Annotated in this window: 20 protein-coding genes and 1 riboswitch; of the genes, 13 read left to right on the forward strand and 7 right to left on the reverse strand. The window is 73.3% G+C overall.

Annotation, left to right across the window (positions count from 1 at the left end):
* The first annotated feature begins 26 nt into the window (after positions 1 to 26).
* A complete protein-coding gene (locus E0W78_RS07210; RefSeq protein ID WP_131403173.1) occupies positions 27 to 1,358 on the forward strand; it encodes an NAD(P)/FAD-dependent oxidoreductase in 1,332 nt (443 codons plus the stop codon).
* 102 nt (positions 1,359 to 1,460) lie between these two features.
* On the opposite strand, the gene E0W78_RS07215 is transcribed toward E0W78_RS07210, so the two are convergent.
* Together E0W78_RS07215 and E0W78_RS07220 are read right to left on the reverse strand one after the other, a co-directional pair.
* Positions 1,461 to 2,216, reverse strand: a complete 756-nt coding sequence (locus tag E0W78_RS07215) for a helical backbone metal receptor (protein ID WP_131403174.1) — start codon at positions 2,214 to 2,216, stop codon at positions 1,461 to 1,463.
* A 14-nt stretch (positions 2,217 to 2,230) separates the two neighbouring features.
* Entirely contained in the window at positions 2,231 to 2,686 is a 456-nt protein-coding gene (locus tag E0W78_RS07220) for a hypothetical protein (protein WP_131403175.1), read from the reverse strand.
* 143 nt (positions 2,687 to 2,829) lie between these two features.
* Here E0W78_RS07220 and E0W78_RS07225 point away from each other — a divergent pair, with 143 nt between their 5' ends.
* Both E0W78_RS07225 and E0W78_RS07230 read left to right on the forward strand, forming a co-directional pair.
* On the forward strand, positions 2,830 to 3,189 hold the full coding sequence (locus E0W78_RS07225; protein WP_131403176.1) for a metalloregulator ArsR/SmtB family transcription factor: 360 nt from the start codon (positions 2,830 to 2,832) through the stop codon (positions 3,187 to 3,189).
* Positions 3,189 to 4,100 (forward strand): cation diffusion facilitator family transporter, encoded by a 912-nt coding sequence (locus E0W78_RS07230; RefSeq protein ID WP_131403177.1) that lies wholly within the window; start codon positions 3,189 to 3,191, stop codon positions 4,098 to 4,100. Before E0W78_RS07225 ends, E0W78_RS07230 begins: the two co-directional genes overlap by 1 nt.
* 1 nt (position 4,101) lies before the next feature.
* Here E0W78_RS07230 and E0W78_RS07235 read toward each other — a convergent pair whose 3' ends face one another.
* Together E0W78_RS07235 and icmF are read right to left on the reverse strand one after the other, a co-directional pair.
* Entirely contained in the window at positions 4,102 to 4,605 is a 504-nt protein-coding gene (locus E0W78_RS07235) for a thioesterase family protein (protein WP_131403178.1), read from the reverse strand.
* A 10-nt stretch (positions 4,606 to 4,615) separates the two neighbouring features.
* Entirely contained in the window at positions 4,616 to 7,831 is a 3,216-nt protein-coding gene (icmF, locus tag E0W78_RS07240; protein WP_131403179.1) for a fused isobutyryl-CoA mutase/GTPase IcmF, read from the reverse strand.
* 88 nt (positions 7,832 to 7,919) lie between these two features.
* Between icmF and E0W78_RS07245 the strand changes: the two genes are divergently transcribed.
* Positions 7,920 to 8,429, forward strand: coding sequence for a MarR family transcriptional regulator (locus E0W78_RS07245; protein WP_131403180.1), 510 nt, complete (start codon positions 7,920 to 7,922; stop codon positions 8,427 to 8,429).
* A gap of 55 nt (positions 8,430 to 8,484) precedes the next feature.
* On the opposite strand, the gene E0W78_RS07250 is transcribed toward E0W78_RS07245, so the two are convergent.
* Complete coding sequence (locus tag E0W78_RS07250) at positions 8,485 to 9,231, reverse strand: hypothetical protein (protein WP_131403181.1); 747 nt, start codon at positions 9,229 to 9,231, stop codon at positions 8,485 to 8,487.
* Positions 9,232 to 9,387: 156 nt separating this feature from the next.
* Positions 9,388 to 11,286, reverse strand: a complete 1,899-nt coding sequence (locus E0W78_RS07255) for an acyl-CoA dehydrogenase (protein WP_131403182.1) — start codon at positions 11,284 to 11,286, stop codon at positions 9,388 to 9,390.
* A 99-nt stretch (positions 11,287 to 11,385) separates the two neighbouring features.
* A riboswitch (cobalamin riboswitch) is annotated at positions 11,386 to 11,457 on the forward strand.
* Positions 11,458 to 11,539: 82 nt separating this feature from the next.
* Here E0W78_RS07255 and E0W78_RS07260 point away from each other — a divergent pair.
* The 5 genes from E0W78_RS07260 to E0W78_RS07280 are packed head-to-tail and all read left to right on the forward strand — an operon-like array spanning position 11,540 to position 16,195.
* Positions 11,540 to 12,196 carry a hypothetical protein gene (locus E0W78_RS07260; protein ID WP_131403183.1) on the forward strand — a complete coding sequence of 219 codons (657 nt, stop codon included), beginning with the start codon at positions 11,540 to 11,542 and terminating at the stop codon, positions 12,194 to 12,196.
* Between the two features lies 1 nt (position 12,197).
* Positions 12,198 to 13,313, forward strand: a complete 1,116-nt coding sequence (locus E0W78_RS07265; RefSeq protein ID WP_131403184.1) for an energy-coupling factor transporter transmembrane component T — start codon at positions 12,198 to 12,200, stop codon at positions 13,311 to 13,313.
* On the forward strand, positions 13,310 to 14,929 hold the full coding sequence (locus E0W78_RS07270; RefSeq protein ID WP_131403185.1) for an ATP-binding cassette domain-containing protein: 1,620 nt from the start codon (positions 13,310 to 13,312) through the stop codon (positions 14,927 to 14,929). The genes E0W78_RS07265 and E0W78_RS07270 overlap by 4 nt, the downstream gene beginning before the upstream one ends.
* Positions 14,926 to 15,738: an ECF transporter S component gene (locus E0W78_RS07275; RefSeq protein ID WP_242686264.1), complete on the forward strand. Its 813-nt coding sequence runs from the start codon at positions 14,926 to 14,928 to the stop codon at positions 15,736 to 15,738. The genes E0W78_RS07270 and E0W78_RS07275 overlap by 4 nt, the downstream gene beginning before the upstream one ends.
* A 16-nt stretch (positions 15,739 to 15,754) precedes the next feature.
* Complete coding sequence (locus E0W78_RS07280; RefSeq protein ID WP_131403186.1) at positions 15,755 to 16,195, forward strand: peptidase S9; 441 nt, start codon at positions 15,755 to 15,757, stop codon at positions 16,193 to 16,195.
* A gap of 4 nt (positions 16,196 to 16,199) precedes the next feature.
* On the opposite strand, the gene cobT is transcribed toward E0W78_RS07280, so the two are convergent.
* Complete coding sequence (gene cobT, locus E0W78_RS07285; RefSeq protein WP_131403187.1) at positions 16,200 to 17,240, reverse strand: nicotinate-nucleotide--dimethylbenzimidazole phosphoribosyltransferase; 1,041 nt, start codon at positions 17,238 to 17,240, stop codon at positions 16,200 to 16,202.
* A 160-nt stretch (positions 17,241 to 17,400) separates the two neighbouring features.
* Here cobT and E0W78_RS07290 point away from each other — a divergent pair, with 160 nt between their 5' ends.
* From E0W78_RS07290 to E0W78_RS07305, 4 genes are read left to right on the forward strand one after another with little or no spacing between them, the layout of a single operon-like run.
* Positions 17,401 to 18,858: an aspartate aminotransferase family protein gene (locus E0W78_RS07290; RefSeq protein ID WP_278249425.1), complete on the forward strand. Its 1,458-nt coding sequence runs from the start codon at positions 17,401 to 17,403 to the stop codon at positions 18,856 to 18,858.
* The gene (locus E0W78_RS07295) at positions 18,855 to 20,183 is read left to right on the forward strand and encodes a SidA/IucD/PvdA family monooxygenase (protein ID WP_131403188.1); all 1,329 of its coding nucleotides are present in this window, start codon (positions 18,855 to 18,857) and stop codon (positions 20,181 to 20,183) included. Before E0W78_RS07290 ends, E0W78_RS07295 begins: the two co-directional genes overlap by 4 nt.
* A complete protein-coding gene (locus E0W78_RS07300) occupies positions 20,180 to 20,725 on the forward strand; it encodes a GNAT family N-acetyltransferase (RefSeq protein ID WP_131403189.1) in 546 nt (181 codons plus the stop codon). Before E0W78_RS07295 ends, E0W78_RS07300 begins: the two co-directional genes overlap by 4 nt.
* Entirely contained in the window at positions 20,722 to 22,512 is a 1,791-nt protein-coding gene (locus tag E0W78_RS07305) for an IucA/IucC family siderophore biosynthesis protein (RefSeq protein ID WP_131403190.1), read from the forward strand. The genes E0W78_RS07300 and E0W78_RS07305 overlap by 4 nt, the downstream gene beginning before the upstream one ends.
* The last annotated feature ends 120 nt before the right edge of the window (positions 22,513 to 22,632 follow it).

The raw sequence follows: 22,632 nt of genomic DNA on the forward strand, positions 1-22,632 counted from the left end.
CGGAGGCCCGGGACTACGATGGAGGCATGGCTGACAACTCCACCGAGGAGCGCACGCGCCCCCACGTCGTGGTCGTGGGTGGCGGGTTCGGCGGGCTCAACGTCGTCCGCAACCTGCGCAAGGCCGACGTCGACATCACCCTGATCGACCGGCACGCGTACAACACCTTCAACCCCCTCCTGTACCAGGTCGCCACCGCGAGCCTGAACCCCGGAGACGTGACCTGGTTCCTGCGCGCGGTCCGCGCCAAGCAGGACAACGTCATCTTCCTCAAGGGCACCGTCACCTCGATGGACCACGAGCAGCGTCTCGTGCACCTCGACGGCGGGCTGGAGCTGCAGTACGACTACCTGGTCATCGCCTGCGGCGTGACCGCCAACTTCTTCGGCATCCCGGGTGCCGCCGAGCACTCGCTGCCGCTCTACAAGCGCTCCCAGGCGCTCGCCGTGCGCGACCGCATGTTCGCCTACCTCGAGAACGCCGCGGTCAACGGCCAGGACGAGGACCTGCGCCTCGTCGTCGTCGGCGGCGGCGCCACGGGCGTCGAGACGGCCGGTGCGCTCGCCGAGCTGCGCAACAACGACCTGCCGGTGGCGTACCCCGAGATCGACCCGTCCCGCGTCCACATCACGCTGGTGGAGATGCAGGACTTCGTCCTCGCGCCGTTCGCGCCGAAGCTGCGCGACTACGCCAAGCGCTCGCTCGAGAAGCGCAACGTCGACCTGCGCCTGGGCACCTCGGTCAAGGAGGTGCGTGCCGACGGCGTGCTCGTCCAGCGCAAGGACGAGGAGCCGGAGTTCCTCAAGTCGGGCATCGTCGTCTGGGCCTCGGGCATCACCGCCCACGACGTGGTCAAGAACTGGAACGTCCCGCAGGGTCGCGGCCAGCGCATCGAGATGGACGAGCACCTGCGTGTGCACGGCCTCAAGAACGTCTTCGCCATCGGCGACGTGTCGATCAACCCCGACGACGCGCTGCCGCAGCTGGCCCAGCCGGCCATGCAGGGCGGCAAGCACGTCGCGAAGTACATCAAGGCCGACCTGGCCGGCGAGACGGTCAAGCCGTTCAAGTACTTCGACAAGGGCACGATGGCCACGATCGGCAAGGCCTCGGCCGTCGCCGAGATCCGGTTCATGCCCAAGATGAAGGGCTTCCTGGCCTGGCTCATCTGGGTCGGCCTGCACATCTTCATGCTGCTGGGCAACCGCAACCGGTTCGCGACGCTGACCAACCTCGGCGCCAAGTACCTGCTGTGGGGCAGCCACAACGTCATCATCGGCGAGACGCCGCCGATCGAGGCCAAGGACCCGCACGTGCTCGAGCGGGCCAAGGTCAGCCCCCGCGGCCGCCGCCGCTAGCAGCGCACCCGCCCTCGGCTCCGCCGAGATCCGGACGCGAAAGGACCACGATCCCCGTGATCGTGGTCCTTTCGCGTCCACACCTGCCGACGAGGACGCTGCTCAGCGGAGGGCGGCGGCGAGCTCGTCGCGCGCGTGGACGAGCGAGGGCCCGTACCAGGTGAGCAGGCGCCCGGAGACGAGCCGCGTCGGGACGTGGGTGAACGCCTCGGGGCCGTCGTCGGCGGTGAAGACGTAGGGCTCGTCGGGCAGCAGCACGAGGTCGACGCCGTCGCGGTCGAGGTCGTCGAGCTCGACGTGCGGGTAGCGGCCCTCGGCGTCGGCCAGCACGTGGGTGGCGCCGAGCCGGCGCAGCACGTCGCCGGTGAAGGTGTCGGACCCGACCGCCATCCAGGGGTCGCGCCAGATCGGCACGACGACGCGGGGTCCGTTCGGCGGTGGTGGCGCGGACCAGGCCTGCTCGGCCTGCTCCAGCCAGGCCGGCACGCCCCAGCCGAGCGCCTCGTCGAGGAGGCGACGCATCGACGCGAACGCCTGGTCGACGGTGCGGACGTCGGTCACCCAGACCGGCACGCCGGCCTCGCGGAGGCGGCGCACGTCCAGCTCGCGGTTCTCCTCCTGGTTCGCGACGACCAGGTCCGGTCTCAGCGCCTCGATCGCCGCGCGGTCGGGGTTCTTCGTGCCCCGCAACCGGGTGACCTCGAGGTTGGCCGGGTGGGTGCACCAGTCGGTGGCGCCGACGAGCGCGTCCGGCCGAGTGGCGGCCAGCGCCTCGGTCAGCGACGGGACGAGCGAGACGACGCGACGGGCCGGACGGACGACGGGCACGGACGTCCCGAGGTCGTCCGTGCCCGTCATGCGTCGCAGCGTACTCAGTGCTTGTGGCCCCGATCGGTCGCGTCGGGATCGATCACGCGATCGTGCTCGGTCACCTCGGTCACCTCGGTGGTGCGGTGCTCGGTGGCGCCGGACGTGCGGCCGTGCTCGTCCACGTCCGGGTCGAGCCGGTCGGCCTTCGCGCGGGCCTCGTCGAGCGCCTCGGCGCGACGGTTGGCCTCGTGCTCGTGCTCGTGCGCGGTCTTCTCGAGGCGGTCGGCCTCGAGCCGCGCCTCCTGCGCGTCGGCACGGGCCGACGCTGCTGCGGCCTCGCGGCGCTGCGCGGCGATCTCCTCGGCCTTCGCGTCCTCACGGATCTTCGCGGCCTCGGCGCGCCGGCGCTGCTCGACCTCGTGCCGGTGCGCGGCGGAGCGCTTGCGTGCGGCGGCCGCGATCGCGGCGATGATCGCCACCACGACGACGGCGATGATGAGCCAGACCCACCAGTCCATGACTGCCTCCTTCGGCGGGGCCGGACCTCGGTGTCCGGCCTATCGGCACGCCAGTACCCCGACGCGCCGGGTCGAAGCGGCGAGACCCGTGAGAGTGCTCTTAGGCCTGGCGTCACATCGGCTGCGACGGATAGCATCGGCACATGACGATGATGGGTACGGCGTCGATCCCGGACGAGCGGGCCGCCAGTGCGTCCGCGGCGAGCCTGTTCCGCGCGCTCGGCGACCCCTCGCGGGTCGCGACCCTGCGGCACCTGCTGCTGGGCGAGCACAACGTGCGCGAGCTGACCGACCACCTCGGCCTGGCCCAGTCGACCGTCTCCCAGCACCTCGCCTGCCTGCGCGACTGCGGGCTCGTGGACGTCCGTCCGGTGGGCCGCGCCTCGGTGTACCGGGTGGCGCACCCCGACGCCGTGCTCGCCCTGCTGGCCGGCGCCGAGCGGCTGCTCGCCGCGACCGGCGACCAGGTCACGCTCTGCCCGACGCAGGCCGAGGGCCGCTGATGGGCGCCGGGCACGGACACGGCCACGCGCACGGGCACGCGGGCGGACGCCATCGCTGGCGGCTCGCCGCCGCGTTCGTGCTGGTGCTGGCCTTCTTCGTCGTCGAGCTGGTCGCCGGCCTCGTCTCGGGGTCGCTCGCGCTGCTGTCGGACGCCGGCCACATGGCCGCGGACGTCGTCGCCCTCGGTGCCGCGCTGACCGCCACGCACGTCGCAACCCGTCCCGACACCACCGGCCGCCGGACGTTCGGCTCCTACCGGGCCGAGGTGCTCGCCTCGGGGTTCGTCGTGCTGCTCATGCTGGGCGTCGCCGCCTACGTGGTGGTCGAGGCGGTCGGTCGGATCGGTGAGTCCGCGGACGTCCAGGTCGCACCGATGATCGTGGTCGGCGGCCTCGGTCTCGCGGTCAACGTCGTGTCGATGCTGCTGCTGGCCGGGGGAGCGGGCGAGAGCCTCAACGTGCGCGCCGCCTACCAGGAGGTCGTGGCCGACGCGGCCGGCTCGGTCGGCGTCATCGCCGCCGGGGTGCTCGTCGCGACCACCGGCGACTCCTGGTGGGACACCGTGGTCGCGCTCGCGGTGGGCGCGTTCGTCGCGGTGCGGGCCGTGCTGCTCGGGCGTCAGGTGCTGGCGGTGCTCGCGCAGCACGCGCCGGCCGGCCTGGACGTCGACGAGGTCGCCCGCGGGCTGGCCGCGATCGACGGCGTCGACGACGTGCACGACCTGCACGTCTGGACGCTCACGTCCGGCATGAACGTCGCCACCGCGCACCTGGTGGCGTCCCGGCCCGAGCAGCTGGCCGCGGTGCTGGACGACGCGCGCACCCTGCTGCGCGAGGAGCACGACGTCGAGCACGCGACCTTGCAGGTCGAGCCCCGCGAGGGCACCGCCTGCCGCGAGACCGGCTGGTAGGTCAGCGCCGGCGGACGCCCATGACGCCGCAGACGGGGGCGGCCCAGCCGAGCGACTCGGAGCGGGCGACCTCGACGTCGATCTCGGGCAGCACGTCGTCCGGGAACGGCTCGGGCCGGCGGCTGTCGAAGTTCATGTGGATCAGCGTCGCCTCGACGGTGGCGGCGAGCCGTCCGTGCGTGCGGTCGACGATGAACGTGAGCGTGTGCAGGACCTTGTCCGAGCGTTCCAGGAAGCGGACGTGCACCGAGATCGCGTCGCCCAGCCGCAGCTCGGACAGGTAGGTCAGGTGGTGCTCGGCGGTGAACGTCGTCTGGCGCCGCTCCTCGATGTACTCCGGGCCCATGCCCATCTCGATCGTGCGGTGCCACAGGCCGAGGCTGGCCTCCTCGAGGTAGCGCCCGATGTTCATGTGGTCGTTCTCGTCGAGGTACTCCGGCGGCACGACGCCCTCGCGGACGGCGGGCAGCTGCACGACCTCGTCGACGGTCGGAAGGTTGCTCACGGACGCATCCTCACACGTTGCGGCGGTACTGGCCGCCGACCTCGAAGAACGCCTCGGTCACCTGCTGCAGCGAGCACACGCGGGCGGCGTCCATGAGCACGGCGAAGACGTTCTCGTGGTTGACCGCAGCCTCCTTGAGCCGCGCGATCGCCGCCTCGGCCTCGGACGTGTGCGCCTGCTGGAAGCCGTGGACCCGTTCGAGCTGCGACCGCTTCTCGTCCTCGGTGGCCCGGGCCAGCTCGACGACGGGCGGCTCGGTCTCGGCGTCGGGCTTGCGGAACGTGTTGACGCCGATGATCGGCAGCGAGCCGTCGTGCTTGCGGTGCTCGTAGAGCATCGACTCGTCCTGGATGCGGCCGCGCTGGTAGCCGGTCTCCATCGCGCCGAGCACGCCGCCGCGCTCGCTGATCGCCTCGAACTCGCGCAGCACGGCCTCCTCCACGAGGTCGGTCAGCTCGTCGATGACGAACGAGCCCTGGAGCGGGTTCTCGTTCATCGCCAGGCCCCACTCGCGATTGATGATCAGCTGGATCGCCAGGGCGCGGCGCACCGACTCCTCGGTCGGGGTCGTCACGGCCTCGTCGAAGGCGTTCGTGTGCAGGCTGTTGGCGTTGTCGTAGATCGCGATGAGCGCCTGCAGCGTGGTGCGGATGTCGTTGAAGTCCATCTCCTGGGCGTGCAGCGACCGGCCGGACGTCTGCACGTGGTACTTCAGCTTCTGGCTGCGCTCGTTGGCGCCGTACTTGTCGCGCATCGTGACCGCCCAGATGCGGCGGGCGACGCGGCCGAGCACGGAGTACTCCGGGTCCATGCCGTTGGAGAAGAAGAACGACAGGTTGGGGGCGAACGCGTCGACGTCCATGCCGCGGGCCAGGTAGGCCTCGACGTAGGTGAAGCCGTTGGCGAGGGTGAACGCGAGCTGGCTGATGGGGTTCGCCCCGGCCTCGGCGATGTGGTAGCCCGAGATCGAGACCGAGTAGAAGTTCCGGACGCCCTGCTCGATGAACCACTCCTGGACGTCGGCCATCATCCGCAGGCTGAACTCGGTGGAGAACAGGCAGGTGTTCTGGCCCTGGTCCTCCTTGAGGATGTCGGCCTGCACGGTGCCGCGGACGTTCTGCAGCGCCCGCTGGCGCAGCTCCTCGTGCTCGGCGGCGTCGGGCTCGCGGCCCTCGCGCTCGCGGAACGCGTCGACCTGCTGGTCGATGGTGGTGTTGAGGAAGAACGCCAGCACCGTCGGCGCCGGTCCGTTGATCGTCATGGAGACGGACGTCGTGGGCGAGACGAGGTCGAACCCGTCGTACAGCGCCTTCATGTCGTCCAGCGTCGCGACCGAGACGCCGGACGTGCCGACCTTGCCGTAGACGTCGGGTCGCAGGTCGGGGTCGCGGCCGTAGAGCGTCACCGAGTCGAAGGCGGTCGACAGACGGGTCGCCTCCGAGTCCGACGACAGCAGCTTGAAGCGGCGGTTGGTGCGGAACGGGTCGCCCTCGCCGGCGAACATGCGGGCGGGGTCCTCGCCGTCGCGCTTGAACGGGAACACGCCCGCGGTGAACGGGAAGAAACCGGGCAGGTTCTCGCGCCGCCAGAACGACACCAGGTCGCCGTGGTCGGTGAAGCGCGGCAGGCTCACCCGCGGCACCTTGGTGCCCGACAGCGACTCGCGGGTCAGACGGGTGCGGATCTCCTTGTCACGGATCCGCACGACCTGCTCGTCGCCGGCGTAGGACTCCACGACGTCGGCCCAGCCGTCGAGCTGGCGGCGCACCTCGCCGGGCAGGTCCTCGCGGGCGCGCTCGGCCAGCGCGGCGACGTCGGCGCTGTCGGGCAGCTCGGCGGCGACGGCCTCGAGCCGCTGCAGCCGTCGCGCCTGACCGGCCAGCCGGACGGTCTCGGCGTGGTACCCGCGCACCGTCTCGACGATCTCGGCCAGGTACCGCGTGCGCTCGGGCGGGACGACCTGGGCGATGCCGCTGGAGTGGCGCACGTCCACGACCGGCAGCGTGCCCTCGGCGACGGCCAGCCCGCGCTCGGCCAGCAGCCCGCGCAGGTGCTGGTACAGCGCGGTGACGCCGTCGTCGTTGAACGTGGCCGCCGAGGTGCCGAACACCGGCATGTCCTCGGGCCGCTTGCCGAACGCCTCGCGGTTGCGGACGAGCTGGCGGCCGACGTCGCGCAGGGCGTCCTTGGCGCCGCGGCGCTCGAACTTGTTGATCGCCACGACGTCGGCGAAGTCGAGCATGTCGATCTTCTCCAGCTGCGAGGCCGCCCCGAACTCCGGCGTCATGACGTACATGGAGACGTCGACGAACGGCACGATCGCCGCGTCGCCCTGGCCGATGCCCGGTGTCTCGACGACCACGAGGTCGTGGCCGGCCGCCTTGAGCAGCGCGATGACGTCGGTGAGGGCCTCGGGCACCTCGCGGTCGCCGCGGGTGGCCAGCGAGCGGAAGTAGACGCGGTCGCCGTCGAGGCTGTTCATCCGGATGCGGTCGCCGAGCAGGGCGCCGCCGCCCTTGCGCCGGGTCGGGTCGACCGCGACGACGGCGACGCGCAGCTTGTCCTGCTGGTCGACCCGGAAGCGGCGGACGATCTCGTCGGTGAGCGAGCTCTTGCCCGAGCCGCCGGTGCCGGTGATGCCCAGCACCGGGGCGGTCGAGCGCTCGGCGGCGGCGCGGACGGCCTCACGGGTCCCGTCGTCCAGGTGGCCGAGCTCGGCCCCGGTGATCGCCCGGGCCAGCGCGGCGCGGTCGCCGGACAGGACGGCGTCCAGCGACACCGGGCCCTGCTCCCACAGGTCGACGTCGCACTCGCGCACGAGCGTGTTGATCATGCCGGGCAGGCCGAGCCGCTGGCCGTCCTCGGGGCTGAACACGGTGACGCCGGCGCGGCGCAGGCGCTCGATCTCCTCGGGCACGATGACGCCGCCCCCGCCGCCGTAGACCTTCACGTGCCCGGCGCCGCGCTCGCGCAGCGACTCGACGAGGTACTCGAAGTACTCGACGTGACCGCCCTGGTAGGAGCTGACCGCGACGCCCTGCACGTCCTCCTCGACGGCGGCGTCGACGACCTCGGCGACCGAGCGGTTGTGGCCCAGGTGCACGACCTCCGCGCCCTGCGACTGCAGGATGCGGCGCATGATGTTGATCGACGCGTCGTGCCCGTCGAACAGGGCGGACGCGGTGACGAACCGGACCGGGTGGACGGGCTGGTGCAGGTCGGACATGGAGGGGCCTCCGAGAACTTCGTTGGAACCCCGATAGTAGGACATCCAATGAATTGACGGAAGACGTCCGCGCGCTAGGGTCACCCCCATGACCGAGACGTCCCGGCTGGACTTCGACCCCATCGAGCGGGCCGGCCAGCTGTGGCACGAGCACTTCGGCGAGGCCACCGACGAGATGCTGCTGGCCACCTCGATCATGCGGGTCCAGCAGCTGATGCTGGCCCGCCTGGACGCCGCGCTGAAGCCGTTCGGCATCACGTTCGCCCGCTACGAGGTGCTCGTGCTCATCTCGTTCAGCCGAGCCGGCTCCCTGCCGCTGAGCAAGATCGGCGAGCGGCTGATGGTGCACCCGACGTCGGTCACCAACGCCATCGACCGGCTCGAGAGCCAGGGCCTGGTCGTCCGCGAGGCCGACGGCAGCGACCGCCGCCGCACGCTCGCCAGCCTCACCGCGGAGGGCCGCCGCGTCGTCGAGCAGGCCACCCGCGCGCTGCACGACATCGACTTCGCGGTGGACGGGCTCGCCCCGGAGCAGCAGCGCCAGGCCTTCGACCTGCTGCGCGCGATGCGCTCGGCCGCCGGCGACTTCCCCGCCTAGGAACGACGACGGCGCCGGTCCCCGAGGGGAGCCGGCGCCGTGCCTGGAGCGTGCGTCAGATCTTGACGTTGCGCGTCGCGCCACCCTGCAGCGAGGTGGTGGTCTTCACCAGCGCGCGGTAGTTGGCCTTCTTGCTCGAGCGGTACGAGAACTTGAACGAGCCGTTGCTCTTCGGGCGGACCTTCTTGATGGTCTTCCACTTGCGGCCGCTCTTCTTCTGCACCAGCACCTGCGACACGCGGGCCCACCGGCCGTTCGGCTGGATCGCGCGCCACTTGGTGCCGCTCACGCGGATCTTCGAGCCGCTCTTGCGCAGCTTCAGCAGCGCCGAGCTGTCGATCGTGCGGCGGATCTGGAAGACGTTGCTGGTCGCCGTCAGGCCGAACGTGGTGCGGGTGCTGTAGTCGGCGCTGTAGTAGTAGCCCCAGGCCTTGATGTTGCGGATCTGGGCGACTCCGGCACCCGAGCTGCGCGGGAAGGAGACGTTGCTGGAGTTGTAGGTCGGCAGCGAGATGACGCGACGCTTCTTGCCGCCGATCCACAGCTCGCCCGAGGCCGACGTGACGGTCGCCCGCTCGGGCAGCGAGTAGGTCACGCGCGCGTTGGCGTAGACCGTCGAGCTGTACTTGTTGAGCAGGGTGTGGGACACCGCGACGCGGACCGAGCCGACGGCGGCGGCCTGGGTCTGGCTGCTGGTGGACGCCGGAGCGGCGTGCGCGGGCGTGCCGGCGAAGGCGACGGCCGCGGCGGTGATGGCGACGGTGCTGGCAGTGGCCAGGCGGCGCGACAGGGTGAGACGCATGGAGTGGACCCCCGGGGGACGAGTGAACAAGTTGTGCGGAGGTTATCGGTTTCCTGTGCGGGGCGTCGCGCTGGAAGGGACCGTCTCGCCAGAACCGGGACCGACGTCCCGGGACAAAGCGTTACGGCCCGGGACGTCGGTCACGGGGAGCGGCCGTCAGCCCTCCAGCATGGCGGCGCCGAGGGTGTGCTCGGGGACGCCGAGACCCTCGACGAGCGTGAGGGTCAGCGGGGCGAGCTCGGCCAGCAGCCGGTCGATCTCGATGGTGACCTGCTTGGCCCGCGAGTCGGTGAGCCGGTGGTGCGCCATGAACCACGCGGCGTCCTCCTCGACGACGCTCAGCGCGTAGAGCGAGCAGACCTTGCGCAGCAGCTCGGCGGCCTCCTCGTCCTCGCAGCGCGCGATGCCGGCGGTGAACGCCTCCAGCACGATGCGGTCGATGTGGGCGACGCCCACCCGCACGACGTGGTCCTGGGCCTGGTTGAAGACGGCGAACGCCTGGGCCGGGTCCTCCTTGTCGGCCCGGCGCAGCCGGCGCGCCGCCGTCTCGATGAGGTGCTCCTCGCGGTCCTCGAACAGCTGCAGCTGCGTGCCCCGGTCGAGCAGGTCGTGCTCGGCGTCCTTGCCCGGCCGGGCGTCGATGAGCCGCTGGATGAGCGTCGGCGCCGCGGTGCGCTCGCGCACGACGTCGGTGATCGTGCCGGCCACGAACCGCACCATGCCGACCGGGTCGAGCCCGCCGACCTCCTGGGCGTACGCGGTGAGCTGCTCCTTGGCCACGAGCTGCATGAGCACGTGGTTGTCGCCCTCGAAGGTGGTGAACACGTCGGTGTCGGCGCGCAGCCGGGTCAGCCGGTTCTCCTCGAGGTAGCCGGCGCCGCCGCACATCTCGCGGGCCTCCTGGATGGCGCGCGTGGCGTACCAGGTCTGGGCCGCCTTCAGGCCGGCCGCGCGGCCCTCGAGCTCGCGCTGCTTCTGCGCGTCGGGCGTGCCGCCGGACTGCATCCGGTGCATGCGGGCGACGAGCTGGTTCTGGCCGAACCGGAAGGCGTACGCGCGCGCGAGCAGGGGCAGCAGCCGGCGCTGGTGCACGCGGTAGTCGATGAGCCGCGCCTCCTCGTCCACGCCGACGAACTGGCGGCGCTGCACGGCGTACCGGCCGGCGATGCTCAGCGCCACCTCGGCCGCGGCGCCGGCGGACCCGCCGACGCTGACCCGGCCGCGGATGAGCGTGCCGATCATGGTGAAGAAGCGGGCGTTGCGGCTCTCGATCGGGGACGAGTACGTGCCGTCCTCGGCCACGTCGCCGTAGCGGTTGAGCAGGTTCTCGCGCGGCACGCGCACCTGGTCGAACAGGATGCGGCCGTTGTCGACGGCGCCCAGGCCGCCCTTCGGGCCGCAGTCGGACGTCGTGACGCCGGGCAGGTCGTTGCCGTCCTCGTCGCGGATCGGCACGACGAAGCAGTGGACGCCGTGGTCCTCGTCGAGCGTGCGCAGCTGGGCGAACACGGCCGCCACGCGGGCGTGGGCCGCGGCGCCGCCGATGTAGTCCTTGCGCGCCGACGGGGTCGGCGAGTCGATGACGAACTCCTGCGTCGCGGGGTCGTACGTCGCGGTGGTCTCCAGGCTCTGGACGTCGCTGCCGTGCCCGGTCTCGGTCATCGCGAAGCAGCCGAGCAGGTCGCAGCTGATCAGGTCGCGGACGTACGCGTCGTGGTGGCGCTTGGTGCCGAGGTTCTCGATCGCCCCGCCGAACAGTCCCCACTGGACGCCGGCCTTGACCATGAGCGACAGGTCGAACTGGGCCAGCATCTCGATGCCCGTGACCGACATGCCCGGGTCGCCGAGCCCGCCGTTCTCGACCGTGAACCCGGCGGCCGGGATGCCGGTGGGGACCAACTTGCGCAGCTGCTCGAGCACGCGGTCGCGCGCCTGGTCCATCGAGAGGGTGGGGTCGTACAGCAGGTCCATGCCGGCGAGCTCGACGCGGGCCTGCTCGCGCACGTGGCGCCACTTGCCGTCCAGGGCGATCCGGAGCTGTTCGCTGAGCGTCATGGCGGCACCCTAGTTCCGGGTCGCCGACTTCGCCCGTCGCGTCGGGCGGAGGTATGGTTCCCCTGCCCGACCGGGCAGATCCACCACTCGTCCCACGCGGGGGAAGCCGGTCCAAGTCCGGCGCTGACCCGCAGCCGTAGGCCACCTCGCCGGTGGCGAGCCGGAACGCCCGCCGGGACGTCTGACCCCCAGGCTGTCGCGGAACGCAGCGGGCAGGGCCCTCCCTTCCCGCGCCGCAGCCGGAAGGACTCGCATGAACCGTCGTCTCGCCGCCCTCCTGCTCCCCGTCGTCACGGCGGGTTCGCTCGTGCTCGCCGCCCCGGCGGCGCACGCGGCGCCGGACTGCAGCGACGCGGGCGACGTGGCGGTGGTGGTCGACTACAAGGAGCTGGGCGCCGACCCGCAGATCCTGTGCGCCGAGGACGCCGACGGCAGCACCGTCCTGGAGACCCTGCGCACGGCCGGGCTGAGGACCGCCGGCACGACGAACGAGGGCGACGCCGCCCTCTGCCGCGTCGAGGACCTGCCGAGCCCGCAGGACGAGGACTGCCGGACGTACTCCGACGAGGCCTACTGGGCGATCTCGCTGGCCGGTCCGGACGCCGACGCCTGGTCGTACGCGCAGAAGGGCGTCGCCGAGCAGACCGTCGAGGGTGGCGGCTACGTCGGCCTGTCCTACGAGCCGATCACCGCCGACGCGAACGCGGCCGCGGCCCCGAGCGTCCTGCCCGGCGACGAGGTGCGGGCCCAGCTGGAGGCCGACGCCGAGGCCGACGAGCCCGCCGGTGACGAGGCGGTCGAGGAGGAGGACTCCTCGACGCCGAGCACCGTGGCCCTCGTGGTCGGGGCGGTGCTCGTCGTCGCGCTGGTCGCGGCCATCGTCGCCGCCTCGCGCCGCCGGCGCGGCTGAGGTGACCCGGCCGGGCCGCGAGCTGCACCCGGGAGCCTGGTGGACCTGGGCCCTCGGGCTGGCGGCGTGCGCCTCGGCCACCACGAACCCGTGGCTGCTCGTGCTGCTCGTGCTCGCCGCGGGCGCCGTCGTGGTGCTGCGCCGGGGGGACGCGCCGTGGGCGCTGGGCTTCCGCTACTACGCCTACCTGGCCCTGCTGGTGATCGTGCTGCGCGTGTCCTTCTACGCCCTGCTCGGCGGCGACCAGGGCGAGCCCTACCTGGTGGAGCTGCCCAGCATCCCGCTGCCGCAGTGGGCCGCGGGCGTGCAGCTGCTCGGGCCGATCTCGGTCTCGGCCGTCCTGTCCGGGCTGTACGAGGGCCTGCGCCTCGCCGCGATCCTGCTGTGCGTCGGGGCGGCCAACACCCTGGCGAACCCGCGCCGGCTGCTGGCCTCGCTGCCGCCCGCGCTGTACGAGGTGGGCACCGCGCTGGTCGTCGCGCTCACCGTGTTCCCGCAGCTCGTGGAGAGCGTCCAGCGGGTGCGCACGGCCCGGCGCCTGCGCGGTGACGCCGGCAAGGGCGTGGGTGCCCTGCGCCGCCTCGTCGTGCCGGTGCTGGAGGACGCGCTCGACCGCTCGATGACCCTCGCCGCGGGCATGGACACCCGCGGCTACGGCCGGTCCGGCGACCAGACCCGCGGGCAGCGCGCCGTCACCGGCACCCTCCTGCTCGCCGGCCTGGTCGGGGTCGGCGTCGGCGCCTACGCGGTGCTCGACCCGACCGCGCCGGCCCTGCTCGGTGGCTGGATGCTCGTCCTCGGCGTGCTGCTCGCCGCGGGCGGCCTGCTCAGCGCCGGGCGCCGGGTGCGCCGGACGCGGTACCGGCCCCCGCGCTGGCGGCCGGCCGAGCTGGGCGTCGCCACGTCGGGCCTGCTGGTCGCGGTCGGCGTCCAGCTTCTGGCGCGCCACGACCCGCTCGTCGTGAACCCGCCGCTGACCGAGCTACCCACCCTCACGGCGGGGGCGCTGGCGCTCGTCCTGGTCGCGCTGGCCCCGGCGGTGCTGGCCCCTCCGCCGCCGCTGGACGCCGCGGTGACGGCCGACGAGCCGGCCCGGCCGCAGGAGGCGCTGCGATGATCGCGCTGCGCCAGGTGGGGTTCCGCCACCTCGACCACGACGGCCGGCCCGACGGCGACTGGGTGCTGCGCGACGTCGACCTCACGGTCGAGGAGGGCGAGCTCGTCCTCGTCGCCGGCCGCACCGGCGTCGGCAAGTCCACGCTGCTGGGCACCCTCAACGGGCTGGTCCCGCACTTCACCGGCGGCGAGCTGGTCGGCGACGTGCTCGTCGACGGCACGAGCATCCGGCACACGCCGCCGCGGGAGCTGGCGCACCTGGTCGGCTCGGTGTCGCAGGACCCGCTCGCGGGCTTCGTCACCGACTCGGTCGAGGAGGAGCTGGCCTACGGCATGGAGCAGCTGGGCCTTGCCCCGGCCACCATGCGCCGCCGCGTGGAGGAGACGCTCGACCTGCTCGGCCTGGCCGGCCTGCGCTCGCGGTCCCTGCGCTCGTTGTCCGGCGGCCAGCAGCAGCGCGTCGCGATCGGCTCGGTGCTGACCATGCACCCGCGGGTGCTCGTGCTCGACGAGCCGACGTCCGCGCTCGACCCGACGGCGGCCGAGGACGTGCTGGGCACGCTGCGCCGGCTCGTGGAGGACCTCGGCCTGACCGTCGTCGTCGCCGAGCACCGCATGGAGCGCGTCGTGCCGTTCGCCGACACCCTCGTCGTCGTCGAGCCCGGCGGCCGCGTGCGCAGCGGCGACCCGGCCCGGCTCCTGCAGGACTCGCCGGTGGCGCCCCCGATCGTCCAGCTCGGCCGGCTCGCCGGCTGGGACCCGCTGCCGCTGTCGGTGCGCGACGCCCGCCGCCGGCTCGACGGCCTGCGCGGACGCCTGGGGGAGCTGCCGCCCGCCGACGTCCCGACCGTGCCGGGCGCGGTGCTGCTGCGCGCCCGGGGTGTCTCGGTCGCGTACGGCTCCCGCGTCGCCGTCGACGGGGTCGACCTCGAGCTGCGGGCCGGGGAGGTCACGGCGCTCATGGGCCGCAACGGCTCGGGCAAGTCGTCGCTGCTGTGGGCCGTCCAGGGCACCGGCCGGCGCCGCTCCGGACGCGTCGAGGTGGAGGGCCGGGACCCGCACGACCTCGGCAGCAGCGAGGCCCGTCGCCTGGTCGGGCTCGTCCCGCAGACCGCGTCCGACCTGCTGTACCTGGAGACCGTCGACGAGGAGTGCGCGGCCGCCGACCGCCAGGCGTCCGCGCCCTCCGGCACCTGCCGCGCGCTGCTGGACCGGCTCGCCCCCGGGGTCCCCGGCAGCCACCACCCGCGCGACCTGTCCGAGGGCCAGCGGCTCTCGCTCGTCCTGGCCATCGCCCTGTCGGCCCGGCCGCGGGTGCTGGAGCTCGACGAGCCCACCCGCGGGCTCGACTACGCCGGCAAGGACGCGCTCGCCGGCGTGCTGCAGGACCTCGCCCGCGACGGCCACGCCGTCGTGGTGGCGACCCACGACGTCGAGTTCGTGGCCGAGGTCGCCGACCGCGTGGTGGTGCTGGCCGACGGCGAGGTCGTCTCCAGCGGCGACGTCGTGCAGGTGCTGGCCGAGTCCCCGGCGTTCTCGCCGCAGGTCTCGAAGGTGCTGGGCGAGGGCTGGCTCACCGTCCCGCAGGTCCGCGAGGCGCTGGAAGGCACGCCGTGAGCGACGGGGTGCGCGTCCGGATGGGCCTGCGGTCGGCGGTCGTGCTGAGTGCCGCCTCGGTGGCGGGGCTGCTGATGTTCGTCTGGCCGCTCCTGCTGAAGGTCGACCCGAACGGCACCGGCGCCCGCTCGGACCCGCCGTACGTCTTCCTCGTCCTGCTGCCGCTCCTCGTGGTGGTCGTGGTCGCCGAGCTCTCCGAGGGCGGCATGGACTCGCGGACGCTCGCGATGCTCGGCGTGCTCACCGCGGTCAACGCCGCCCTGCGCGCGCTGGGCGCCGGGGTCGCCGGGTTCGAGACGGTGTTCTTCCTGCTGGTGCTGGGCGGACGCGTGTTCGGGCCCGGCTTCGGCTTCCTGCTCGGCGCGACCTCGATGTTCGCCTCGGCGCTGCTCACGTCCGGCGTGGGGCCGTGGCTGCCGTTCCAGATGCTGTGCGCGGCCTGGGTCGGGCTCGGTGCCGGGCTGCTGCCGCGGCGCCCCCGCGGGCGCGCCGAGATCGCGCTGCTGGTGGTCTACGCGGTGCTCGCGTCGTACGCCTACGGGCTCCTGATGAACCTCACCAGCTGGCCGTACCTGCTCGGCATCTCGGTGCCCGGGCACGAGGGCTCACTGGCTGTCGTGCCGGGCGACCCGCTGCTGGAGAACCTGCACCGGTTCCTGGTCTACACGCTGCTCACGTCCACCGGCGGCTGGGACACCGGACGCGCGATCACCACCGCGGTCGCGATCGTCGTGCTCGGACCGGCGGTGCTGGCCACGCTGCGCCGGGCGGTGCGCCGCACGGCGTACGCCGCGTCCGTGGCGCGCTGACTGCCAGGATGGGGCGATGAGCCTGCCCTCCGTGTCCCGCCGGACGTCCGCCGTCGTCACCTTCGTCGCCACCACCGCCTACTACGCCAGCCCGGACGTCGTGCGGTCGCGCCGCACGCGCACGCGGCTCAAGGGCGGGCTGGTCGGCGTGATCTCCGTGGTCTCGCTGCTCGAGGCGCGCCCCGACCGGCCCGACCCGGAGACCAGCGACGCCGTCGAGGAGGTCCTGGGCTCGCTCACGGGACGCGAGCAGGCCGCGCTCGGCGCGGTGGCGGTGGGAGTCGTCGTCGGCGGTGCCCTCGCCGTCCGGGCCGCGGAGCGCTGGATCTTCGCCCACGGCGAGCGTCGCCGGGCGTCGGGCAAGCGTCTCGCCCACACCGTCCCGGCGCTCGCCCTCGGCGCGGTGGGCGCGGCCACCGTGCTCGTGCCCTGGCCGGGCGATCGCCGGCCGGCCTAGCGCGTCAGAGGACGTCGGCGAGCAGGCTGACGTCGCGCAGCAGCAGCGCGGCCGAGCGCACCAGCGGCACCGCGGCCACCGCGCCGCTGCCCTCGCCCAGGCGCAGTCCCAGGTCGAGCAGCGGCTCGAGCCCGAGCTTGGACAGGGCCAGTGACTGCGCCGGCTCGGTCGAGCGGTGCCCGGCGGCGAACCACGCGGCCGCTCCCGGTGCGAGCCGGTCGGCGACGAGCGCGCAGGCCACCGAGATCAGGCCGTCGAGCAGCACGGGGACGCCGAGCCGCGCCGCCTCGGCGAGGTAGCCCGCGGTGGCGGCGAGGTCGGCGCTGCCGAGCGCGGTCAGCAGCTCGACCGGGTCGTCGACGCGGTCGCCGGCGCGGTCGAGCGCCTGCTGCACCACGGCCACCTTGCGGGCACGGCCCTCGGCGTCCACGCCGGTACCGGTGCCCACGACGTCCTCGGCCGGCAGCCCGAGCAGGGCGCCGACCAGGGCGGCGGTCGGGGTGGTGTTGCCGATGCCCATGTCGCCGCTGAGCAGCAGCTGGGCCCCGGCGGCGTGCTCCTCGCGGGCGACGAGGGCGCCCGCCTCGAGCGCACGGCGGGTCTCGTCGGCGGTGAGCGCGTCCTCCAGGTGGATGGCGCGGGCTCCGCGGTTGACCTTGTGGTCGGTGACGCCGGGCAGGTCCGACAGGTCGGCGTCGACGCCGAGGTCGAGCACGCGCACCGACACGCCGTGCTGGGCGGCCAGGACGCTCACGCCCGCACCGCCGGAGACGAACTGGCGGACCATCGCCGGGGTGACCGCCTTGGGGTAGGCCGAGACGCCGTGGTCGACGACGTCGTGGTCGCCGGCGAAGACGACCGCCCGCACGTCCTCGACCGGCGCGGGCGGGCAGACGCCCTGCGCGGCGGCGACCCAGACGCCGAGCTCGCCCAGGCGGCCGAGGGCCCCGGCCGGGGTCGCGAGCGCGGCCAGCCGCTCGGTGGCCGCGCGGCGCGCGTCCTCGCTGGGCGGCGTGACGGGCGTGCGGTCGGTCTGCGTGCTCATGGCTCCATGATGGCGGGCCGCGGACGCCGGACGGCGGCGGGTGCCCCGGCCGTCCGCATGATGGGCGGCTTGCCGGATCCCGGAACCGTGTGCCACGGTTGGTAAGGCTTACCTAACCACGCGACAGCGCGTGGAGGCCTTCGGGGGAAGGAGCGATGCGGTGCACCGTGCGCCCACGCAGGAACTGTTCACCAGCCGGACCGTCGACCACTGGACGGAGGTGCTGCGCCGCGGGGTCGACCACCTCGGGGAGCGCGCCCGCCGGGTCGGCGTCCCGCACTCGGGCTCGAGCGTCGAGCCCGTCGCCAAGCTGGTCGCCGACGTCGACCTCGACCGTCCGCTCGGCGACGTCGAGGACGTGCTGGACGAGCTCGGCCAGGTCTACCTGGACGACGCCGTCTGGTTCCACGACCCGGGCTACGTCGCCCACCTCAACTGCCCGGTCGTCATCCCGGCGCTGCTGGCCGAGCTCTACGTCTCGACGGTCAACTCCTCGCTCGACACCTGGGACCAGAGCGGTGGCGGCACCCTCATGGAGCAGCGCCTCGTCGCCTGGACCGCGGAGCGGCTCGGCCTCGGCGAGGACGCCGACGGCGTCTTCACCAGCGGCGGCACGCAGTCCAACCTGCAGGCCATGCTGCTCGCCCGGGGCGAGGCCGCCCCGCGGGTCGACGGCGACCTGACCCGGCTGCGGGTGCTGGTCTCGGCCGACGGCCACTTCAGCGTCCGCAAGGCCGCCGACCTGCTGGGCCTCGGCCCGGACGCCGTCGTCGTCGTGCCGGTGGACGAGCGCCGGCGCATGGACGTCGGCGCCCTGGCCCGCGAGCTCGACCGGCTGCCCGAGGGCACCGTGCCGATGGCGATCGTCGCCACCGCCGGCACCACCGACTTCGGCGCGATCGACCCGCTGCTGCCGCTCGCCCGCCTGGCCCACGCCCACGACGCCTGGTTCCACGTCGACGCCGCGTACGGCGGCGGGCTGCTCACGTCCACCCGGCGCCGGCACCTGCTGGACGGTGTGGAGGCGGCCGACTCGGTCACCGTCGACTACCACAAGACGTTCTTCCAGCCGGTGAGCGCGAGTGCCCTGGTCGTCCGCGACGGACGCACGCTGCGGCACGCCGCGTTCCACGCCGACTACCTGAACCCGAAGGAGGCGGTGGTCCCCAACCAGGTCGACAAGAGCCTGCAGACCACGCGCCGCTTCGACGCGCTCAAGCTCTGGACCACGCTGCGCATGATGGGTGCGGACGCCGTGGGCGAGCTGTTCGACGGCGCGATCGACCTGGCCGAGGGCCTGCACGCCCGCATGCGCGAGCTGGACGACGTGGAGGTGCGCGTCGCGCCGGTGCTCAGCGCCATCGTCTTCCGCTACCGGCCGCCGGGGCTGTCCGCTCGCGCGGCGTCCGACCTGGCACCGCGGATCCGGGCCGACCTCGCGGCCGGCGGCCGTGCCGTCGTGGCCGGCACCAAGGTGGACGGCGAGTCCTGGCTCAAGGTCACGCTGCTCAACCCGGCCACGAGCCCGGCCGACCTCGAGCGGGTGCTGCACCAGGTGCGGGCCGCTGGGGCGGGCCTGCTCGCCGAGGACGCCCGCGAGCGGGGTGAGGTGGCATGAGCGAGCGCAGCGAGCAGAGCACGCGCACGTATGACTTCGTGGCCGTCGGGCTGGGCCCGTTCAACCTGGGCCTGGCCTGCCTGGCCGACCCGGTCGACGACCTCGACGGCGTCGTCCTGGAGTCACGCGAGTCGTTCGACTGGCACCCGGGGATGATGCTCGAGGACGCCACCCTCCAGGTGCCGTTCATGGCCGACCTGGTGACGATGGCCGACCCGACGTCGCCGTTCTCGTTCCTGGCCTACCTCAAGGCGACCGGACGGCTCTACCCGTTCTACATCCGCGAGAGCTTCTACCCGCTGCGCGCCGAGTACAACGACTACTGCCGCTGGGCGGTCGACCGGCTCGACTCGGTCCACCTCGGACGCCACGTCGAGCAGGTGACCTGGGACGAGGCCGAGCAGGTGTACCTCGTCCGCGCCCGGTGCGCGGGCAGCGGCGACACCCAGACCTACCGGGCCCGCCGGCTCGTCCTGGGCACGGGCACGCAGCCCGCCGTCCCGCCCGCGGCACAGGGGCTCGAGGGTCCGTGGCTGCACTCGTCGGCGTACCTGGAGCACCGTGACCGGCTCCGCTCCGGCGACTCGATCACGATCGTCGGCGGCGGGCAGAGCGCGGCGGAGATCTACCTGGACCTGCTCGAGGGCATCGACGCCGGCTACTCCCTGACCTGGCTGAGCCGCTCGCCGCGGTTCTTCCCGCTGGAGTACACGAAGCTCACGCTGGAGATGACCAGCCCGGAGTACCTGCGCTACTTCCACGGACTGCCCGGGACGCAGCGCGACGGCCTGCTCCGCGACCAGAAGGGCCTGTACAAGGGCATCAGCGGCGACCTGGTCGACACCATCTACGACACGCTCTACCGCAAGCGCGTGGCGCTCGGGGACGTTCCGACGACGCTGCTCACCAACACCGAGCTGGCCGGTGCGCGCTGGGACGGGGCGGGCTTCGAGCTCGACCTGCGCCAGCACGAGCTGGACGAGCCGTTCGGGCTGCGCACCGAGGGCCTCGTCCTGGCCACCGGGTACGCCGCGCAGGTGCCGGCGTTCGTCGAGCCCGTCGCCGACCGCGTCCGCTGGGACGCGCGCGGTCGCTACGACGTCGGGCTGGACTACCGGGTCGACGAGGCCGGCACGATCTTCGTGCAGAACGGGGAGGAGCACACCCACGGGCTGGTCGCGCCCGACCTGGGCATGGGCGCGTACCGCAGCTCGGTGATCATCAACGCGATGTGCGGCCGCGAGGTCTACCCGGTCGAGGAGCGCATCGCGTTCCAGGAGTTCGGCGTCCCCGCCGGCGCCCGCCGGGCGGTGGCCAGCCGATGAGCACCGCCACGACCACCACCTTCGTGCCCGTCGACCCCGACGCGGACGCCGCCCTGCTGCACGCCTGGGTGACCCACCCGCGCTCGGTCTACTGGCAGATGCAGGACGCGACGGTCGAGGACGTCCGCACCGAGTACGCGCGGATCGCCGCCGACCCGCACCACCGCGCGTTCCTGGGCCACGTCGACGGACGTCCCGCGCTGCTCGCCGAGGTCTACGACCCCGCGCACTCCGAGCTGGCCGGCGTCTACGACGTGCTGCCCGGCGACCGCGGCATGCACGTGCTCGTCGCACCCACCGACACCCCCGTGCACGGCTTCACCGACCGCGCCTTCGCCGCGGTCATGCGGCTCGTGCTGGACGACCCCGCGGTCGCGCGGGTGGTCGTCGAGCCCGACGTCCGCAACGCCGGCATCGCGCTCAAGAACGCCAAGGCGGGCTTCGTCGTGGACCGCGCCGTCGAGCTCGGCGTCAAGCGCGCCGCGCTGAGCTTCTGCACCCGCGAGCAGTTCGCGGCCAGCCCTCTGGGAGGAGACCTGTGACCCTCACGACCACCACCACGCCCGGCGTCGCCCCGGCGACCGCCGACCACCTGACCCCGGAGGTGCTGGACCGGGCCCAGCGCCTGCTCGTCGCCAAGGCCGTCGCCGAGCTGTCGCACGAGCGGCTGCTCCACCCGCGCCCGGACGGCGGCGGCTGGACGCTGGACGCCGGCGACGTCGTCTACCGGTTCGCCGCCCGGCGCCACCCGCTCGAGCACTGGGTCGTCGACCCCGGCTCGATCCGCGCCGAGCGGGACGGACGTCGGCTCGCCCCGGACGTGCTCACGTTCGTCGCGTCCCTGGCCGGCGACCTCGGGCTCACCGACGAGCTGCTGCCGGTCTACCTCGAGGAGCTCGCCTCGACCCTGCGGGCCGCCGCCTGGACGCTCGTCCACCACGAGCACACGGTCGACGACCTGCTGCACGCCGACCTGGCCACGACCGAGGCGGCGATGCACGCCGGGCACCCCGGGTTCCTGGCCACCAACGGTCGCATCGGCTTCTCGGCGTCCCAGCACGAGGCGTACGCGCCCGAGGCCGGCCGGCCCGTGCGGCTGCACTGGCTCGGCGTGCGGCGCAGCCTGTCCGTCGCGTCCTACGGCGAGGGGATCGACGAGGACGCGCTGCTGGCCCACGAGCTCGACCCCGGCACCCGCGAGCGGTTCGACCTCGAGCTGCGGGCCCGCGGTCTCGACCCGGCCGAGTACCTGCTCGTGCCGGTCCACCCCTGGCAGTGGGACCACAAGATCGCGGTCACCTTCGCGCCCGACCTGGCCCGGCACGACCTCGTCCACCTCGGGGAGGGGCCGGACGCGTACACGGCCCAGCAGTCGATCCGCACGTTCCTCAACGTCGACCACCCCGAGCGGCACTACGTGAAGGTCGCGCTGTCGATCCAGAACATGGGCTTCATGCGCGGGCTGTCGCCGCGGTACATGCGGGCGACGCCGGCGATCAACGACTGGGTCGCGGGGCTCGTCCACGCCGACCCCGACCTGCAGGCGTGCGGCTTCCGCGTGCTCCGCGAGCGCGCCGCCGTCGGCTACACCGGCGGCGTCTACCAGGCGCTCGCGGCCGACTCGCCCTACAAGAAGATGCTGGCCGCTCTGTGGCGCGAGAGCCCGGTGTCGATGGTCGGCGACGGCGAGCGGCTGGCCACCATGGCGTCGCTGCTGCACCGCGACGGCGACGGGCGCGCGTACGCGACGGCGCTCGTGCGGGCGTCCGGCCTCGACCCGGCCGACTGGGTGCGTGCCTACCTGCGGGCGTACCTGCGCCCGGTCGCGCACTGCCTGCTGGCCCACGACCTGGCGTTCATGCCGCACGGCGAGAACCTCATCCTCGTGCTCGACGGGCACGTGCCGCGCCGGGTGTTCATGAAGGACGTCGGCGAGGAGGTCGTGGTCATGGGCGACACCCCGCTGCCGGCCGAGATCGAGCGCATCCGCCAGGACGTGCCCGGCGAGCTGAAGGCGCTGAGCGTGCACACCGACGTGTTCGACGGGTTCCTGCGCCACCTCGCCGGCATCCTCGCCGAGGACGGGGTGCTCGAGGCCGAGGTGTTCTGGGCGCTGGTGGGGGAGTGCCTGGCCCAGCACGCGGCCGACCATCCCGAGCTGGCCGCGGCCCGTGAGCGGTGCGACCTGTTCGCCGCCGAGTTCGCGCACTCGTGCCTGAACCGGCTGCAGCTGCGCAACACCCGGCAGATGGTCGACCTGTCCGACCAGGCGTCCTCGCTGCAGGTGGCCGGGACGCTCGAGAACCCGATCGCCCCCTACCGTCCCTGAGGCCGCCGCTGCCCGAGGAGCGACGCCGCTCCCTGAGCCTGTCGAAGGGCTTCGACAGGCTCAGGCAGTGGTGGCCGGGACGTCGACGAGCTCAGCCGGCGCGGCCGGTTCCTGAGCTCG

Origin of the sequence: Aeromicrobium sp. IC_218 (assembly GCF_004336805.1) — a bacterium.
GTDB lineage: Bacteria > Actinomycetota > Actinomycetes > Propionibacteriales > Nocardioidaceae > Aeromicrobium.

Excerpts from the sequence above, each read along its gene's own strand:
- E0W78_RS07280 (WP_131403186.1), top strand. The coding sequence starts at position 15,755 with ATGAGCCTGCCCTCCGTGTCCCGCCGGACGTCCGCCGTCGTCACCTTC.
- E0W78_RS07245 (WP_131403180.1), top strand. The coding sequence starts at position 7,920 with ATGACCGAGACGTCCCGGCTGGACTTCGACCCCATCGAGCGGGCCGGC.
- E0W78_RS07230 (WP_131403177.1), top strand. The coding sequence starts at position 3,189 with ATGGGCGCCGGGCACGGACACGGCCACGCGCACGGGCACGCGGGCGGA.
- E0W78_RS07225 (WP_131403176.1), top strand. The coding sequence starts at position 2,830 with ATGACGATGATGGGTACGGCGTCGATCCCGGACGAGCGGGCCGCCAGT.
- E0W78_RS07295 (WP_131403188.1), top strand. The coding sequence starts at position 18,855 with ATGAGCGAGCGCAGCGAGCAGAGCACGCGCACGTATGACTTCGTGGCC.
- icmF (WP_131403179.1), bottom strand. The coding sequence starts at position 7,831 with ATGTCCGACCTGCACCAGCCCGTCCACCCGGTCCGGTTCGTCACCGCG.
- E0W78_RS07255 (WP_131403182.1), bottom strand. The coding sequence starts at position 11,286 with ATGACGCTCAGCGAACAGCTCCGGATCGCCCTGGACGGCAAGTGGCGC.
- E0W78_RS07300 (WP_131403189.1), top strand. The coding sequence starts at position 20,180 with ATGAGCACCGCCACGACCACCACCTTCGTGCCCGTCGACCCCGACGCG.
- E0W78_RS07210 (WP_131403173.1), top strand. The coding sequence starts at position 27 with ATGGCTGACAACTCCACCGAGGAGCGCACGCGCCCCCACGTCGTGGTC.
- E0W78_RS07270 (WP_131403185.1), top strand. The coding sequence starts at position 13,310 with ATGATCGCGCTGCGCCAGGTGGGGTTCCGCCACCTCGACCACGACGGC.
- E0W78_RS07215 (WP_131403174.1), bottom strand. The coding sequence starts at position 2,216 with ATGACGGGCACGGACGACCTCGGGACGTCCGTGCCCGTCGTCCGTCCG.
- E0W78_RS07260 (WP_131403183.1), top strand. The coding sequence starts at position 11,540 with ATGAACCGTCGTCTCGCCGCCCTCCTGCTCCCCGTCGTCACGGCGGGT.
- cobT (WP_131403187.1), bottom strand. The coding sequence starts at position 17,240 with ATGAGCACGCAGACCGACCGCACGCCCGTCACGCCGCCCAGCGAGGAC.
- E0W78_RS07250 (WP_131403181.1), bottom strand. The coding sequence starts at position 9,231 with ATGCGTCTCACCCTGTCGCGCCGCCTGGCCACTGCCAGCACCGTCGCC.
- E0W78_RS07220 (WP_131403175.1), bottom strand. The coding sequence starts at position 2,686 with ATGGACTGGTGGGTCTGGCTCATCATCGCCGTCGTCGTGGTGGCGATC.